The sequence below is a fragment of the Mucilaginibacter aquariorum genome (assembly GCF_024498135.1).
GTDB lineage: Bacteria > Bacteroidota > Bacteroidia > Sphingobacteriales > Sphingobacteriaceae > Mucilaginibacter > Mucilaginibacter aquariorum.
Window position 1 is genome coordinate 1,709,626 of the sequence record NZ_JANHOH010000001.1, and the last position, 18,589, is coordinate 1,728,214.

General features: G+C 42.7%; 10 protein-coding genes. 4 read left to right on the forward strand and 6 right to left on the reverse strand.

Features of this window, described 5'->3' with window-relative positions; translation table 11 throughout:
- Positions 1 to 80 precede the first annotated feature (80 nt).
- From NPE20_RS07335 to NPE20_RS07360, 6 genes are all read right to left on the reverse strand, one after another.
- Positions 81 to 1,511, reverse strand: coding sequence for an arabinose isomerase (locus NPE20_RS07335; RefSeq protein ID WP_256537961.1), 1,431 nt, complete (start codon positions 1,509 to 1,511; stop codon positions 81 to 83).
- Positions 1,512 to 1,562: 51 nt separating this feature from the next.
- Positions 1,563 to 4,550 (reverse strand): glycosyl hydrolase, encoded by a 2,988-nt coding sequence (locus NPE20_RS07340; RefSeq protein ID WP_256537962.1) that lies wholly within the window; start codon positions 4,548 to 4,550, stop codon positions 1,563 to 1,565.
- A gap of 146 nt (positions 4,551 to 4,696) precedes the next feature.
- Positions 4,697 to 5,008 carry an L-rhamnose mutarotase gene (locus NPE20_RS07345; RefSeq protein ID WP_256537963.1) on the reverse strand — a complete coding sequence of 104 codons (312 nt, stop codon included), beginning with the start codon at positions 5,006 to 5,008 and terminating at the stop codon, positions 4,697 to 4,699.
- 6 nt (positions 5,009 to 5,014) lie between these two features.
- A complete protein-coding gene (locus NPE20_RS07350; protein WP_256537964.1) occupies positions 5,015 to 6,481 on the reverse strand; it encodes a GH39 family glycosyl hydrolase in 1,467 nt (488 codons plus the stop codon).
- 101 nt (positions 6,482 to 6,582) lie between these two features.
- Positions 6,583 to 8,091 (reverse strand): RagB/SusD family nutrient uptake outer membrane protein, encoded by a 1,509-nt coding sequence (locus NPE20_RS07355; RefSeq protein ID WP_256537965.1) that lies wholly within the window; start codon positions 8,089 to 8,091, stop codon positions 6,583 to 6,585.
- Positions 8,092 to 8,108: 17 nt separating this feature from the next.
- A complete protein-coding gene (locus NPE20_RS07360) occupies positions 8,109 to 11,201 on the reverse strand; it encodes a SusC/RagA family TonB-linked outer membrane protein (RefSeq protein ID WP_256537966.1) in 3,093 nt (1,030 codons plus the stop codon).
- 528 nt (positions 11,202 to 11,729) lie between these two features.
- On the opposite strand from NPE20_RS07360, the gene NPE20_RS07365 reads away from it, so the two are divergent.
- The 4 genes from NPE20_RS07365 to NPE20_RS07380 all read left to right on the forward strand — a co-directional run bounded on the left by NPE20_RS07365 (position 11,730) and on the right by NPE20_RS07380 (position 18,580).
- Positions 11,730 to 13,244: a family 43 glycosylhydrolase gene (locus NPE20_RS07365; RefSeq protein ID WP_256537967.1), complete on the forward strand. Its 1,515-nt coding sequence runs from the start codon at positions 11,730 to 11,732 to the stop codon at positions 13,242 to 13,244.
- A 171-nt stretch (positions 13,245 to 13,415) separates the two neighbouring features.
- Entirely contained in the window at positions 13,416 to 14,303 is an 888-nt protein-coding gene (locus NPE20_RS07370; protein ID WP_256537968.1) for an AraC family transcriptional regulator, read from the forward strand.
- Positions 14,304 to 14,565: 262 nt separating this feature from the next.
- Entirely contained in the window at positions 14,566 to 17,241 is a 2,676-nt protein-coding gene (locus NPE20_RS07375) for a glycoside hydrolase family 78 protein (RefSeq protein ID WP_256537969.1), read from the forward strand.
- A 244-nt stretch (positions 17,242 to 17,485) separates the two neighbouring features.
- A complete protein-coding gene (locus tag NPE20_RS07380) occupies positions 17,486 to 18,580 on the forward strand; it encodes an NHL repeat-containing protein (RefSeq protein ID WP_256537970.1) in 1,095 nt (364 codons plus the stop codon).
- Positions 18,581 to 18,589 lie beyond the last annotated feature (9 nt).

Consider the following 18,589-nt stretch of genomic DNA (forward strand, 5'->3'; position numbering starts at 1 on the left):
AATAAACAACCACCTGCTTGTACTAATCGGCAGTGCATAAGCTACCACGACAAACTGCTTACATAAACCACAATACGGAGTTAGCAAACCTTTACCATGTCCATTCCTAATATTGCGGATAGTTTTTCGAGTTTACTACTTATGTGCCCAACACCTACCGCGCAATGGTGCGCAGGCCCGTAACTGTTCCAATCGTTAACAAATTTACGTGCACCTACAGAGAACCTGTACCTGCTGTTGGTATTACCAATTTGAAGAATTGGCCCATGCACTGATTCGCCTTCTGCTACCAGCATCATTAGTTCGCCATTCCCTTTTTCAAGAATAGAAAGACAGGTAACCGGGCCGCATTTAACGGCCATTTCAACAGATAGCCCTTGTCCAACTTTACCATGATAAACCTGCAGTGGTTTCACTTTGGTACGGCCTTCGGCAATTGCAATATGGCCGGGGCCGTCGTGCCCCATCAAAACCACATCGTCCTGATAATCCATGGCATAGTACTCTGTAAAAGAACCACCCGCACCAAAGCTGTCCATGATCTTCATAGCCTGCGCATTCTTTATCTCGAACTCGCCTGCAACGGGTACACCATTCGCGGTAAGCAACGAATTCCCTAAAATAATTGAACTCATGGTATCCTCGTTACCCTGGCTGCCCGTCCCTTTGTGGTAATAGGCGAAAGACCCAAGCTGGTATTTCGCAATAAGCTTATACATCGCTACCGACGTTCTGGCGGCCCTCAGTAGCTCTTCCGGCAGGCAATCTGGCTGGATATCAAACTTTTCGCGGAATTCAGCAACACGATTATCCACCTCTTCCTTTGTAACCCTATCTTTAATAGCGGTAAGCTCTTCCACCTCGATAAGTTCAAAGTGCCCACCAAAATATTTTATCTGCAGGGTAAGATCGGTATAGATATCTAACATCCCGGAGTAGTAATTACCCATACAGCCCATTCTGTTGTTTTGCATAATATGAGCAACATTAGCGGCTTCTACCCATTCAATTATTTCCTTATTGATTTCTTCGTCGTTCTCCAGCATACCAGTTACCTGGTAAAATTTAATACCGGTACGCTTAAAAACATTTGCAATTTCGGGCACAGGGCAGGCCGAGCAATACTTAAGCCAGGTACCTGTCATTTGGATACGGTCGTTAAGGCTGTTAAAGCTGTCGTAATCGATGCGGTCTTCGGGCGATAGATTAAGTATGATAACAGGTACATTTAACCTTTGCACTACCGGCAACACGGTTGATGAAAGTGCGTACGTTCCAACATACAGGAACACGATATTTACATCTTCCTGCCTGAATGTTTTTCCCGTTTCAAAAGCCTTATCCACAGTATCTACTATCCCGGCATTAACCAGCCTTACGGGCATATCGGCAAATTTTAAACATAACGTTTCCAGGTAACTTTCCAGACTCGTTTTAAGCCCTTCAAATTGCCCCCAATAAACATCTAAGCCTATTCCAAATACCCCGATAGTTAAGTTGCTGTTGATCATTTTTATATAGTGGTGTTACCTGTTTTTAATTTTTATAAGTGTTTGGGGGGATTAATAATTACTTTTCCTGATCGTAACAGGCCCTATTAAGCCTGATGGTAATAAAGGTGAGTTTGCGTTATACTGAGTGGTTGTAGTAAAAGTGTACCTACCGCTGGTGCGGGGTTTGCCTTTCAGCAACCATTCGGGCCATTTATCATCAACAATACCATCGTATGGCTTTTTCTCATCACCTATCAGCCGATTTGGCCAAAGGTTTATTATCTCTATTTTAAGATCATTATTTTTAGCCTGTACCGCTCCCGATATATCTACATGCCAGGGGGCTGTCCATACTATACCAAGGTCTTTGCCATTTAGGGTTACGCGGGCCATATTTTTTACATTTCCAAGGTCAAGGTACAATGTTCCTGCAGATGCTTCTGCAAGGTCAAATTTTTTGTGATACACCGCTTTGCCCGAGTAGTATTTTATCCCTTCGTTTTTGCTCCTAGTCCAATCGCTCAGCTCGTCAAATGTTGCACTTGCAGGGCCGCCCCATTTCGGGTCGAAGTTAACTTCCCATGGGCCGACTATTGTTTGCAGCGTTTTAGCATAAATTTCGGTATTAATACCGTTTGATGGCCAGGTGTTCTCTTTTGCAAAAACAATAAACGCGCTTTCATAAGCATCCAGTTGTATTAGTACCGATGTGCTGCCGTTATTCTTTTTAAATCTCGTTATTTTTTTGGTCTTACCGGTCACCGCGTCCCACAACTCGGGCGAACCTTTTACGCTGCGGAATTGCGCCACAGTGTTAACCGATTTATCGGTTTTGTTGGATACAAAGTATATATCCCAACCGGCACCCGTGCGGTGGGTGTACCGCAGATCGCCGTTTGCGATAAAATCGTCAATAACACCTTTTAATTTTAGGATATCTGCTGTAAGGTTGTAATGCGGATACAATTTATCGGGGTTATCGCTAATAGGCTTGCCCCATATCACTACACCTTCGCCGTATTTATGATGAGTGATGTTACCTGGTACTACAGCCGCTCCCCATATCATTTTACTCAACGCAACAACCCTATTGTCGCAGGCCGGGTAACCCACAAGGCTTGGCGAACGCAATGGCGGGTTGCCCACAACAGTAGCGCCTTGTTTCACCAACTCACCTATTTTAGCCAATAGTTGCGGGGTCATAGATTCATATACTGGTAGTACCAACAAGCTGTAACTCGCCCCACCCGGGAATACCAACTGGTGATCTTTCACAGTCGCCTTCATTAACTGGCCGGGTGCGCAGCCATCAAAGTTATAGCCTCTGCGGTCGCCAATGGTATCACCGCCCACCATTGCCGAAGATGGCGGTACAAACACCAGCGGCGATCCTTCCGGCGTTAGGTAAAGCATATCGTCCACGGTACGGCCCTGTTGTAAAACATACTGGCTGCGGGTAACATAATTATGATAGCCGGTAACCATTGGCCACCAGGTTTGGCTTCGGTCCCAGTGCACACCATATGGGCCCATGGTTGCCCCCGGCTTTAAGGAGTCGGCCAGGAATTGGTTTTGGAAGGTATGGTACACAAAACGGTTAATGCCCGATGCGAAAGCCCAGTCGCCCTGGTTTTTCATTGATGCCGGGTGTTGTTTCCAGCCTTCGTTATCCTGGGCGGTAAAAGCCTCGGCAGGTATCAGCGATTTGCCATTTACGTGCCCTATGGATGTAGCCTCAATAACGCTATAGGTTGCATTAAAGCCAAACCCTTTGCTCCAAAATTCGGCCATGGGTACATCCGCTACCGATCCAAGTTCAAGGTCGGCCGTTGGGTTCATATCATATGGTTCGATAGAGAGTGACAGGTTATTGCGTTTAGCATATGCTTTTACCTGCCTGGCGTGGTTATCCAAAATAAGTTCCTGTGATGTTTGCCTCAGGTCCCATAAAAAGCGTTCGCTCTCTTCCAGGCTACCCACAATGTTACCGGCATAAACCGGGTAATATTTAAGCGGATCGTAACCCCTTCTTTTTATAAACTCCTGCCTGAATAATGCTGTCCAGTTTTGCGCGCCCATCTCCCAGCTATCCATATGCAGGCGCTTTAAACCTCCCTTAATATTTTTATTTGTTTTGCCTGTTTTTCTGAGCAGGTTGCCCACATACTTATCCAGGTGGTAATTTAACGCTACGGTGTCAAACTTATCAGCCTCAAGGCCTAAACCCGGCACCGGCGCGGGGCGGGTAATAGCCCCGTTATTGCGGCTTACAAAGCGCATAACTGTCCACTTACCAGCTGGCGGCGACCAATTCAACGTACCATCGGGTTGCATTTTAGCTGTCAGATCAATTATTTGGTTTTTTGTTATAGCATTTTTATCTGCACCATCTGTAGCTGGCGATGGCATATATGGCCTAACTACACCCGAGCTGTATGGCGCGCGATAATAGAGGGCCTTTTCCTCGTAATCCTTAATAGGTTTATCCTGCTCCGTTGCCGGGAAGGCTAAAACGGCTACATCCTGGTAATACTTTAACCATTCTTTTTTAACCTCGGGTGTAAGGCCGCCTTCCCCAAAAAAAGGTTTCTTGGGCGGCGGAACCTGTAAAACAATTTTTTGTTTATCGCCCGGAGTTACCGTAACCTGGCTCGATACTAAATGCTGCATAGATTGGCTTGCCTTAACCCAGGGGCCGCCGCTACCTGTCCAACCGGGGCCTATGCCTAAAGTTATTTCGATACCCAGTCGCCTGGCTTCTTTCTCGGCATGTACAAAAAGCGATGTCCATTTATCGCTTAAAAACTCCACCGGGCCGCTGCGTATGCCAACATTAACCTCCAGAAAAATAAGGTTGCCAATGCCTGCCTTTTTCATCGATTCCAAATCTTTTGTAATAGTTTCTGCAGACATATTTCCATCCATAAAGTACCAGTAAACACCGGGCTTGTATTGATCTGCCGGATGGGCAAAATTTGCCTTGACGGTTTTCAACTGCGCATTTGCCGCATTTAGGCAGCAAAAACTAAAAAGGCAGGATAGTAAATATCTAAACATGAATAGTATTTAAATTGTGCAGGCTAATGGTTAACTGGTTTTTTGTGAAAGGGAATATCCTTCACTCAAATTTACTTTATTTATTGTAGCCGGCTTTTATCTGTTTTGTGATATGTTTTATACTTTTTGATATCGATGGTAGCTAATTAAGGCATTGAAAAAACATTCTCCAAGCCTACCACCACAGGCGACTTGTCCGGGTTGGTTTCCATCAGATCTGCCATGTATTCCCACCATCTCGTCATAATAGGATTGCCGGCCAAACTGGTGGCACCACCGTTCTCTACATATTGCACGGCAATAAGGCTATCGGTTTGTTCGTCAAAAAAAATGTCATACTTTTTAATGCCGCTCTCTTTAAGCAACGCTACCAATTCCGGCCAGATCTTGTCATGCCGTCTTTTATACTCGGCTTTAAAACCCGACTTTAGTTTCATTTTAAAAACAACTTGTTCCATATCCTTCTAATTTACGCCTTTGATAAGGGCAACGGCAAAAGGTTTTAAATCAACATAATCAGCGGTAAGGGCAACCGCTTTAGGTTCGTTGTCCCCTGATGCTTCATCAATCAGGATTATTTGTGTCCCTTTAAATCCGGAAGGTAACATTAACCGGATCGCTTTATTGCGTTTGTTGAGCAGCAATACGTTTTTACCGCCCTCATCTTTAAAACCTTGTGCTAAAATATTATCACCCTGGTTTTGGTCGATATTTGTTTTTACCAGCTTACTGCCGCTTTTTATATTGTCTTTTATGAGCTTCAGCACCCAAAAACGGGCATTGGGTTTATTGTTGATGTAATTGATCATGCTCACATCCGGGAACTGTGTAGGAAAGCCAACCAACTGCGATTCGCCTATAATATCAATCCCGGCTTTAGTAAGTTCTATAAAAAAATAAGCGTAAACGCTCGCGGAAAGGTTCCAGTAAGCCGTGGGTATAGGCTGTTTACGCATTTCCTCGCTAACAAATGTACCCAACTCATTAACATCTGTTTTGGTATCCGGCGATAAGCGTTTTCGAATATTCTCTACATATCTCACAGTGTTTATAAAGTTCTCGGCTTTATCAAACACCGCATATTCATAATCATCAAATTTTTGCCCGCTGTTGGCACTGGCATAGCAATGGTATGAGATCATTTCGAGCGGGATACCGGCTTTATGGTTGGTGGGGTTCAGGAAATATTCAAACCATTCGGGTTTTTCATTAGCAACCGCCATTCCAATAAATTTCGCATCGGGTATAACTTGTTTAAGCGCCGAAACCATGGCATCATAGATCCTGGTATATGTTTGCGGCGACATGCTGTGTTCCAGATCGGGCTCGTTCAATATCTCCCAATACGGTATCTCATAATGATAACCGGATTTGTGATATTTCCCTAACTCATCTGTAAAACCGCCTTTTGTATACCAGCTTACCAGTCGTACGTAGTAATCTGTTAGTTCTTTCATGGTGCTGTCCCTTAGCTCGGTACCGCCACCGTAAGACCAGCTCACGTGGTTAGGATCTGCAGGATAGTCAACCGGCTTTTCGGTTTTAAACATCCATTGTGGTATGGTGCTAAAATTCATGATGATAGAATGGCCTTTGGTCGCTTCCAAAAAATCAATGGTCATTGGATCAATGAGACTAAAATCCCAAGATGTTTTTGTAGCTGTTGGTGCTTCAAGTTCGGCCACAGCAAGTTTAGGATAAGGGAACCATGGCACATAACGTACAAAATCGGCACCTAAACCCTTAAGTGCATTAAAAGAAGGATCGTGCATGGGCGCTTTGCGGCGCAGCATAGGGTTACCCACAACCTGCAGTGTAGGTGTCGATCTGGAAGTCATAACCACATCATTCCAATCAACAGTTAACCGCGGCGTTTGTGCCCAGCTTATCAGACTAAAAAAAACAAGGATAAGTGCAAATGATCTTTTCATAGGGATTTGTTTTATAACTGAAAAAACTATTAGAAAGGCAGAAGCGCCGGTGTTCAGCGGCTGCTTCTGCTTTCAACCAATTAACCAATTATTCACCAATACTAATAACCAGGGTTTTGTGTCAAATTATTATCCAGGAACCGTTGCCTGTCAGGTATAGGATATAATGCTTCGTACCCGTCAAATTTATAATCGTTACCCGTAAACGGAACGCCTCCCCTGTCTACAGTGGGTGCTGCCTTTTCTGCCTGGCCATGTGCATTTAAAATTAATACCATTTGCGCGTTGGTAAATGCGCGTTTCAAGTCAAACCAGCGGTCGTTTTCAAATGCCAGCTCTACGCGGCGTTCGTGCCTGATGGCTGTACGGAATGTTTCCTGGTTTAAACCGGATAAGCCTGGAAGCCCGGCCCTACTTCTAACCAAATTAATATACTGATAAGCATTGCCCGGCCCGCTTTGTTCGTTTATAGCTTCTGCCAACATGAGTAGCACATCTGAGTATCTTAGCACAGGCCAGTTATCATCTGTACGCCCTTCAATAGTGTGCGGATGGTTATATTTATTAACAAACGGGATAGCTACAAACGTACCGCCCGCATTGGTATAGCCTTCTTTTAAGGAAACCACTTTACGTTTATCGTTTGGTTCAAACTCGGCAATAATGTTTTTGGTAGGGATGTTCCAACCTGTTGGGCGGCTTGTAGGGAAACCTGTTACAGCACCGTCAGAACCACGCGGGGCAAACGTATATATGAAGCTGCTCCACTCGCCTAAGTTGTTACCGCCCTGGTATTGAATTTCAAACAACGATTCACTGTTATTCTTGTTGTTAGGGTCAAAAACAGATGCGTAATCGTTAACCAATATGTAGCCAAGCGGCAATATTTGTCTTAAAGTACTTTCTGCTTTAGGATAATCCTTCATAGTTAAGTAAACCTTGCCAAGTAACCCTAATGCAGCACCCTTTGATGCGCGGCCAATATCGGCGCCGGTATATTCACTTTTTAAAGGCAGGTTTGCAGCAGCATCTGTCAGGTCTTTTACAATCTGAGCGTATATCTCGTTCTCGGGGCTGCGTACTGTTTTGAAAGCATCAGATGAGTTTACGAGTGGTTCGGTCATTAAAACCACCGGACCAAAATAACGAACCAGGTTAAAATAATAATAAGCCCGCATAAACTGCAGTTCGCCTTTAAACTGGGCTTTTTTCTTATCACTTATTGCTGTAACACCCTCAATTTTTGATAGCGCAACATTAATGTTATACAATGCATTGTACGATTGATTGTACAGGTCTGCAATATTTACATTAGTGGCAGTTACGTTCCAAAATTCAAATGCCTCAACACGGTCGGTTTGCCCCCTGTCTGACGGGTTTAATTGAATGGTGGTATTATCTGACGACATTTCGGCAAACACATATTGACTGTTCACGTGGTCTTGCAATGAGCTATATGCCCCACTCACCGCCTGCTGCACCTGGTCTTCGGTCTGGTAGAATTTATCCGCTGTTTTCCTGGTTGGATCTGTCAGATCCAAGAAGTCTTTTTTGCAGGATGTAATTGCCAGAAAGCATAGAAAGATTGATAATTTATATATATTTTTCATCGTTGTCTGGTTTTAAATTAAAAGTTGATTCTGGTGCCTATAGATATTGTTCTTGGAACCGGATAAGATTCGCCATCCCGTCCCGGGCTGATCACATCATTGCCATTGTTGGTCCTGGCGGCATTAACCTCGGGGTTATTGCCGGGATATTTTGTAAACAGGAATGCATTATCTACGCTCACAAAAACTTTTGCATCAAATATGTTTTTTATCCTGGGGATGGTATATCCTAATGTGATATTCTTGATCCACATATAATTTCCGCTGTATACATAAACCGAGTTGGCTTCCCTGGTGAAATAATAAGTGTTGGAGCCCGGCCATTTACCTGCCCCCGGGTTTTGTTCAGACCTCCAGCGGTTCTGCACATCAGCAAGCACATTAAATACCCCGTCGATATTAGCCAGGTTCATATCTACCGCCCTGTATATTTGCCCGCCATACGAGCCATTCAATAACATGCTCAGATCAAAGCGTTTGTAACCAACGTTCCAGTTCCATCCCCAGGTAAACTTAGGGTTGGGATTACCTATCACCACCATGTCTTGTGTATCGTAAGAGATAACGCCGTCGCCATTGCCATCAAAATACTGGTACGTACCGGGAATATTATTGACGTTGTGCGGTGTAGCATCTATTTGCGCCTGGTTCTGATATATTCCAAGCACCTTAAAGCCATAAAACATACCAATAGGCTTCCCTACCTCGCTTATGTTATATCCGTCATAAAAAGCGCCTGTAAGTAATGAATTTCTATCGCCATCAATAGATAATACTTTGTTGCGGTTGAATGAGATGTTAAAGCCGGTGTTAAAGGTTACATCGCCATACTTATCCCGGTAGTTTATACCCAGCTCAATACCTTTATTTTCCAGTTCGCCAATATTTGTAATAATATTACCAAAGCCGGCAACAGCAGGTATTTCTACGCCAAGCAACATATTGGTAGTTAACTTGCGGTAGTACTCGCCGGTAAAGTTTATTTTCCCTTGCAGGATGCTCAGATCTAAACCTATATCCAGTTGTTTTGATTGCTCCCAGCCTAAGTTGGTATTTGGGAATGAACCAATTGTAGCACCTGGTACAACCGTGCCACCTAATACATAATTGCTGGTATTGATATTTGCCTGCGATGTGTAGTTACCAATGTTGTTGTTACCGGTAATACCATAACTTGCCCTTAGCTTAAAATCATCCAGCCAGGTTAACTTAGGAAAAAAGCTTTCCTGTGATACGCGCCATCCGATAGATGCTGAAGGGAAATTTCCCCAGCGGTTATTGCTACCAAAGCGGGAACTGGCCTCGCGGTTAAAGGCGGCGGTAAACAAGTATTTATCTTTATAGGAATAATTGATCCTTGACAGAAAGCTCTCTATGGTAAAGGCTGCCATCCCCGAGCTGCCATCGCGCTGGTTTGCCGCAGAAACATATTCCACCAGGTCGTCTGGATATTTGGTACCTGTTGCATTACCAGTGTTCAGGGTGTTTTTTTGAAATATATGCCCAACAGTTACTTCCAGTTTATGATCTTTAAACCTCGGCGAATAAGTAAGCAGGTTATCCATCCCATAATTCAAATTATTATAGAAGTATTCTCCCCCGCTTGCCTGTCGCGGCGGCGCACTGTTGAACCCTGCTACACCAGATGGGGTAAAATCATGGTTGCGCATATCATCAATCATTCCATTAAAGTTGGTACGGAAACTAAAATCTTTAAATGGTTTAATATCTATATAAGCATTTGCGGTAACGTTGCTTTTATACTGTTTATGAAGCTCCTGCTGTAGTCGTTGTACTGGGTTTGGAAAGCCGAAAATATTGTCGTGACCGCCTATGTAATTATTAAAAGAACCGTCTTCATTATAGACCGGTTCGCGCGGGTCCATTAACAATGCCTGGTCTACAATGTTGCTACCAAACCCACCCGCGATAGCATCACTGTTTTTTGCCCACGAATAAGCGCCAGACAAATGGAGCCCGAAGTTTAAAAACTTATTGGGCCTGCCATCAAGGTTTGCCCTTGCGGTAACCCTGTTAAAGCCGGTGTTTATCAAAGACCCGTTCTGGTTAAGATACCCTATTGCTATATAAGAACTGGATTTCTCTGACCCGTTAGTTAACGATACATTGTAATCGCTAAAAGGAGCGTTCTGGTGTAATATTTCTTTGTACCAGTCTGTAGAAACCTTTGTTTGCTCCGGAAACCTAAAATCAAGCGGGATCTCGCTCTCTAATGGCTCTCTGTTTTGAAAATACCTTATCTTATCAGAAAACACATCTTTTTGAAATTGCGCGAACTGCTGTCCGTTTAACACGTGGATGCGCCTGGAATCGGGTACATTTGCAAAGCCATTATTGGTAGTTACGGTTAGTTTAGAACCATCTTTTTTACCGCTTTTTGTGGTGATCAAAACAACGCCATTAGCGCCTCTTGAGCCGTACACCGAGGTAGATGCGGCATCTTTTAAAATGGTAATACTTTCTATATCGTTTGAATTTAACGAGTTACCCACATTTGTACCAACCGGGAAACCATCAACCACATAAAGCGGGTCGCTGTTTGCTCCTAACGAGCTGTTACCACGGATCTCCACCTGTAACTCCTGCCCCGGCTGGCCCGAGGTTTGTTTAGCAACAACACCCGGCGCCTGGCCTTGTAACAGTCGGCCAACATTTGATGCCGGTATACCCTGTGATTTGGACAGATCTACCTGAGATACCGCCGCGGTAATATCCGCTTTGCGCTGCGAACCATACGCAAGCACAACAACTTCTTTTAAACCTTGCGAGGATGCCGACATTCTTAAAACGATATTTGCCTCGTTGCCTACAACTACCCGTCTTTCGGTATAGCCTATGTATTTAAATATTAAGGTAGCACCTTTATTTACACTCAGGTTGAAGCGGCCCCTAACGTCTGTTTGTGTACCGTTGGTTGTTCCCTGTACCGATATCGATACGCCGACCAAAGGTTCTGTTGTGAGAGAATCTGTAACCGAACCAGAAATATTTGAGGCCGTTTGAGCGGCAGCCGACAGGCAACATACCAGCGATAACGTCAGTAGGAAAACATGCCTTCCCGTTAAAAAAAGTAAAACTCTTCTTTTCATAATTTTTGTAGTTTATTGTTAGTTATTTTAGAGGTATTAAATAGGTTTATAGGAAAATTCTTATACCATAGGCACAATAATTATTTCGTTATCAGAATGTTATTAAGCATTACCACACCGGGTACAGGATGCTTTGGTTAAAATTGGTTTTTCAAAAGTATTTGAATACCACCTGCCCGGAAATACAGGTTTTGACATTTGCTTTATATATTTTGGCAATTTTTAATTAACTGTAATACAGAGTGTTAAAATCACACATATGGCTTCGTTCAATAATTTTATAATTGGGATTGACATGATTTGTCTGCAGGGCGCGGTTCTTAAGAAATTGAAGCCATAAATACAAGAATGTCATAAAACACATCCTATTTATCAAATGAGATAAAGGCTAATTTTGATAACTTGCTGAAATTAGCGGGGATAAAACCATTTACAAACCGGCGGATCCGTGCCATTTTAAATTCGTAAACAATGAAATTCAGCAGGATATTTTTGCCCCAGATATTTATATGCTTAATCCTTTCTTTTGTGGCATCATTTGTTCCAGGTGTGGCAATAGCTCAAAACAACCAGGGATCTTCCGCGCTTGTTATTACCAATTTTGATAACCACGGAAACCAGGCGATCCGCTATAGTACAGTGGGCGATGCCATTGATGCACACGACGGAGAGATCGCGTTATTTAACAACACTTATTATTTGTATGGCACCAGTTATGATTGCGGCTTTGAGTGGGGTAATAAAAATGCGCCCTTTTGCGGGTTTAAAGTTTATTCATCAAAAGATATGCTTAACTGGACAGACAGGGGTTACCTTTTTGACGCAACAACCAAGGTTTGGCAAACACGATGCAACGGCAATACTTATGGATGCTTTCGCCCCCATGTGGTTTATAATAAACAAACCCACCTGTATGTATTATGGATAAACGTTTATGATAATGTATCTGGCTACCGTGTATTTACAAGCAAAACACCGGTAGGCCCCTTTGTAGAAGTTGCAGAACCAAAACTGGCTATTAATGCGGGTGCGCCAGCCGGCGGCTTAAACAACGGCGATCATGATACTTTTATTGATGATGACGGAACAGCTTACCTGGCGTACACCGACTGGCGTACAAAAGGAACCATTGTAATTGAAAAACTAAGCGCTGATTATTTAACAGGTACCGGTGAGTTTGTTAAATCGGTTACTAATGGGCAAACAGAGGCACCCGGCATGTTTAAAAGGAATGGCATTTATTATGTGGTTTATTCTGACCCTAACTGCGGGTATTGTTCAGGAACCGGCGCATCGTATAAAACAGCCAGATCGCCTTTGGGGCCATGGAGTGAAGGAAAAAAGATCAGCGACAATTCTTGCGGTGGCCAGCCCTCTTTTGTTTCAACAATAAAGCTTGGCTCGGGCACTGTCTATCTTTTCGGCAGCGACCTTTGGAATAATGCCGCCAAAAACGAGGCGCTCGCCAATTATTACTGGGCCCCGCTCTCATTTAACGCTGATGGTTCTATAATCCCTATGACCTGCGACCAGCCTTTTAAAGTTTTGGGTAGCAAGGTTACAAGGCTACCATCCGCAAGCGGCAAATACAGCTTTAAAGGTTTATGCGATATTAATAATGGAGTACAGCGGTCGCAATTGTTTATTGCAAAACAAAGTGGTATGCTTAAGACAGTTTATATAAACTCATTCAAAACAGGCTCTCCGGATGCGGACCTGCAGGTAGACATCTATCTTTCAGATACCGCTGGACGGCCAAAGGGTAAGGCATTAGCTACCAATACTATTCTCAAAGGAGCAATAGGCTGGTCGGCTAAACGCCAGGTTATACATCCGGGTATCCGTTTAAAAAAGGGAACAGTTTACAGCATTGTGCTGCATTCTTCAACGACAGTTGGCTGTTATGGCTTTACTTACAGTAGCGACGAGGCCAATGATCCAAAATTACAGTTCGGTAAATTACAGGGGGATTCATTCACCCCCGAAAACAACAAACAACTTAATTTCGACCTTATAATTACTCCGGATAAGGGCCGGAAGTAAATTTCTTAAGAAATCTACTTTTTGATATTTTATTTGCACTTTTTGACATTAACCTTGATTGTGGGTAAATTGTTATTATTTTTAATACATATAAACCACTACTATCAGGTATCGTTACCCTTCTGAGCGGGTATTCCTTTACCAATTAACCGTTATAGTAGCATAAATAAAATGATCAATTATTATAAATACCTGCCGGTAAGCCGCGAGGATGAGAGCTGGGGATTGTGCGTTTTAAATACCGGCTGTACCCATATAGAGGCTACGGGCTTATATCCTTTTAAAAACCACCCGGCCCACCATTACTTTAACTGGGACATAGGCCGGGTATTGAACGAATATCAGATCATTTATATAACAAGAGGAAAAGGGATCTTTGAATCGGATAGCTGCAAACGGCGCGAGATCAAAGCAGGAACTATTATTATACTTTTCCCGGGAGAAAGGCACCGTTATAAGCCAGACAATGAAACAGGATGGGATGAATATTGGGTGGGTATAAAAGGCGATATTATTGATAACCTGGTACGGAAAAATTTTCTGAGGCCTGATAATCCGAGCATATATATCGGTTTCCATGAAGGGATATTCAGTTTGTTCAACAGTATTATCGAGGTAACTAAACGGGAAAACACCGGCTATCAACCCCTTATTTCGGGCGCTGCGCTGCACCTAATGGGGAACTTTCATTTTATTTTCAAACAAAACGCGGTAGAATGCGAAGAAAAGGAAATGGTCATTAATAAAGCGAGGCTTTTATTTCGTTCTAATATAGCAAATGACTTTTCGCCCGAGCAGGCCGCCGAAGAGCTGCAGGTAGGTTATTCCTGGTTCAGAAAGGCATTTAAGAGCTATACCGGGCTTTCGCCAGGTCAATATTATATCCAGCTAAAGGTAGAACGCGCCAAAGAACTTTTGAATAACCCGGATATCCCCATAAAACAAATTGCTTACGATCTGAGGTTTGACAGCTATTTTTATTTTTCTAAAATGTTTAAGGAAAAAACCGGTATGACACCAACCGATTATCGTAAAAGGGCTATGGGAGTTATCAACTAAATTACCGGTAAACCATTTATGTATCGAATACAGATGGGCACAGTTATTTCAAACAAGAGGTTTATACTTGTTTATATAAACACGCCAATTAGCAAACCTATTATTAGAACCCCAATAGTTTACAGTTAGTTATTTAACTGATTTTCTATTAAAGTTCACAACCATTAATGTGCCCTTGTAAAAACATGTGCAGTCTGCTCAATGACGCGATTTTAGAAGTTTACTTTATAATCAATAATATACCATCCGAAACAACCTATTAATGAAAAACCTTTATTTAACATTACTGATTTTAATTTCTACTTTAAGTTGCTTTGCGCAGCTGCAGGTTACGCACTTATTAACCGAAAACCAACAAAATCCGCTTAGTATAGATATCGGTCAACCAAGGTTTAGTTGGCAGGTAAAAGCCGGAAACATAAAAAATGTATTGCAAACAGCTTACGAAATAAAAGTGCGAACTGCCGGCGATAACAAACCTGTTTGGGCGAGCGGCAAAATTACTGATGCGCAATCGATATTTATACCCTACGAGGGTCCGGCGCTACGATCAGGCACGGCTTATGCCTGGCAGGTAAAAATCTGGGATAACCAGGGCCACGCCTCTGCCTGGAGCGAAAAAGCATTTTGGCGCATGGGCTTTTTATCACCAACAGATTGGAAAGCCACATGGATAGGGCCAGGCTATGCAGGCGATACTGTTAATAAGCCCAGCCCTATGCTACGTAAAAGCTTTTCCCTTGATAAAAATATAAAAAGCGCATTTGCTTATATAACAGCTCACGGGTTATACGAAGCACAAATAAATGGCGCAAAGATTGGCGATGCCTATTTAACCCCGGGCTGGACAAGCTATCATAAACGCCTGCAATACCAGGTTTATGATGTAACTAAAATGCTGGCAAAGGGCGCAAATGCCGTTGGCGCTACGTTGGGCAGCGGCTGGTACCGAAGCGTATTGGTATCAAGCCCAAATCATTACGGAAAGGATGTTGGGTTGTTGTTTCAGCTTGAGATAGAATATACAGATGGCTCTCATCAAACCATTGTATCTGACGGAAGCTGGAAATCAGCAACAGGTGAACTACGTTATGCCGAGATCTATAACGGAGCGACAATTGATTCCCGAATGGCACAAAAGGATTGGTCGAAAGCTGGTTTTAATGATGCGGATTGGACCAATGTAAAAGTTCAAAATTACGATAAAGCAAACTTGATAGCTACTTACAACGAACCCGTTAAAAAACAGGAGACATTTAAGGCGTTAAAAGTAATTATAACCCCTAAAGGCGAAAAAGTAATAGACTTTGGGCAAAATTTAGTGGGCTGGGTACAGTTAAAAGCCAATGGTAAGGCAGGCGATTCAATAAAACTATCACATACCGAAGTACTTGATAAAGAGGGTAACTTTTACACCGAGAACCTAAGGGGCGCAAAAGCTCAAAACATCTATATTCTTAATGGTAAAGGCACCCAATATTTTGAACCCCAGTTTACCTGGCAGGGATTCAGATATATAAAAGTGGAAGGCGTCCACGGCGATTTAAACTTGGGCGATTTTACAGCAGTTGCTGTTTATTCATCTATGCCGGCAGCCGGCGAATTTGCTTGTTCAAACCCATTATTAAACCAATTACAGCACAATATACAATGGGGCCAAAAAGGAAACTTCCTGGATGTACCTACCGATTGCCCACAGCGTGACGAACGCCTGGGCTGGACAGGTGATGCGCAGGTGTTTTCGCGGACGGCATCTTTTAACATGAACGTGCATAACTTTTTCACTAAATGGTTAAAGGATGTATCTGCAGATCAAAACAGTGATGGCAGCATACCGCATATTATTCCTGATGTATTCAAGCAAAACGATTCGGAAAATGGCGGCAGCACCGGATGGAGCGATGTGGCGACCGTTGTGCCCTGGAATATGTACCTGGCCTATGGCGACAAAAAATTATTACAAGAACAATATCCGAGTATGAAAAAATGGGTTGATTATATGCAGCATCATGCCAAAAACGACCTTTGGAACACCGGCTGGCACTTTGGCGATTGGTTGTTTTACAGCGTAATTAATGACCTTGACGGAACCTCGGCAATAACCAGCAAATATTTAATAGCGCAATGCTTTTATGCTTATTCGACCCAATTATTAATAAACGCTGCCACAGCATTAGGTAATAAAGCCGATGCAGAAACCTATTCCCTTTTACTCGAAAGAATAAAAGCGGCTTACTTAAAAGAATATGTTACACCAAATGGGTTGATCTCATCTGATACGCAAACCGCATACGCCCTTGCATTATCATTTGATATGTTGCCAGAAAACCTGCGTACACAGGCAGCTGCAAGGCTTGCCGGCAATATTACAAGGTACGGCAACCACCTATCTACCGGCTTTTTAGGTACCCCCTATTTATGCCATGCCTTAAGCCGTTTTGGGTATGCAGATGTTGCTTATAAGCTGTTATTGCAAGAAACCTATCCTTCCTGGTTATACCCTATAAAAATGGGGGCCACTACCATATGGGAAAGATGGGATGGCATAAAGCCTGATGGCACTTTTGAAACACCTACCATGAACTCTTACAACCATTATGCTTATGGCGCCATAGGCGATTGGATGTACAGGGTAATATCGGGCATTGATACCGAGACAGATGGCCCGGGGTACAAAAAGATAATTATTAAACCTACAATTGGCGGCAAGTTAACCTATGCCAATGCATCTTATGAGACCCCTTACGGCAAACTAACCTCTAACTGGAAAATACAAGACGATACCTTTTACCTGGATGTAGATGTACCTGCTAATACAACGGCGACAGTCTTCGTTCCTGATAATGAAGAGAAGGAGGGCTATAAAATAGAGAAGATTGGTTCGGGCAGTTACCACTTTACAAGCAAAACAATTAAACAGAAGCATAACGCCCGATAAAAAGGGCGCTTGGGCGAACAAACATATTGATTCCGCTGTCCGACGTTTATCAACTTCAGACAGCGGAATCTAAAGTTTTTGATCCTAACAAATGCGTGAAGGTTAAACAGTGTTATCACATATGGTTTCACATTTATTATAGCTTTTTCTCATATTCTTTACAATCTTAAAAAATCATTGCTTAATAGTTAAAATACCGGTAGCTTAGGTTATATATTTTTATATATCACTTAAACTTCTTGTCATGAAAATATTAAAAGATTATGTTGTTGTAATACTATTTACTGCATCGTTAATGTCTTTATTCTCTTGCAAAAAAGACGCGGTAAACTCTAATAAAAATTCAAAAGTACAGTTGGGTACTACCACCCTCAGTAGTTTTACCGATCCGCTGGAAGTCTCTTTATATGCAGGTGTCGAAAATCATGAATATGGCAATTTAGATGGTCCTCGATTATTGGCTAAATTCGCCTCACCCAATGGTATCATATCAACGCCAACAGGAACTCTTTACATTACAGATACAGGGAATGGCAGTATTAGAAAGATTACGCCCGAAGGTATAGTAAGCACCATTCCATTTAAAAAACGGTTTGTTAACCCACATTCCCTGACCATGGCAATGGCAAGTGATGGCTCGATATATTTTTATTTTCTTGAAATCGGCAAAGAAAGGCCCATCAGAGGACTTCAGCCTCATGACCGTAACGACTCTATATCTTGGCCAGCAGAAGTTTGCCATATAGTAGATGGCATAAAAATACCTTTTGTGTTTGCCAATCTTTTTGATTTTGCCACACTGGATAGAACAATGTATTTAGTTGACGCAGGAGCTCATACTATTATTAAACGTACAAGTGATGGTGTAGGAACTGTATTTGCGGGTGGAACTGCAGGATATAAAGATGATAATGGCACCAATGCGCAATTTAATACTCCTACAAACATAGCCGTAGATGCTGATGGCAATTTATATGTTACCGACGTTTTAAACTTTCGTATCAGGAAAATCACCCCTGATGGTACTGTTACTACTATAGCAGGTTCAACTAAAGGTTTTACAGATGGCATTGGCAGCAGTGCTCAATTTACATCACTGGAAGATGTTATAGTTGCTAACAGTAACACTTTACTTGTAGCAGACGGCTATGCCGTACGCGCTATTGATTTAACTACCCATCAAGTAACAACCATTGCGGGTGGTGCAACACCGGGCTATGTTAATGGGCCGGCACTTTCAGCCAGGTTTTCTGGTATCAGCCAAATTGCTGTGCATAACAACGATATTTATGTATCCGAAGAAGGTGCCAGATACATACGAAAAATATCACCCCTTTAAGTTATAACC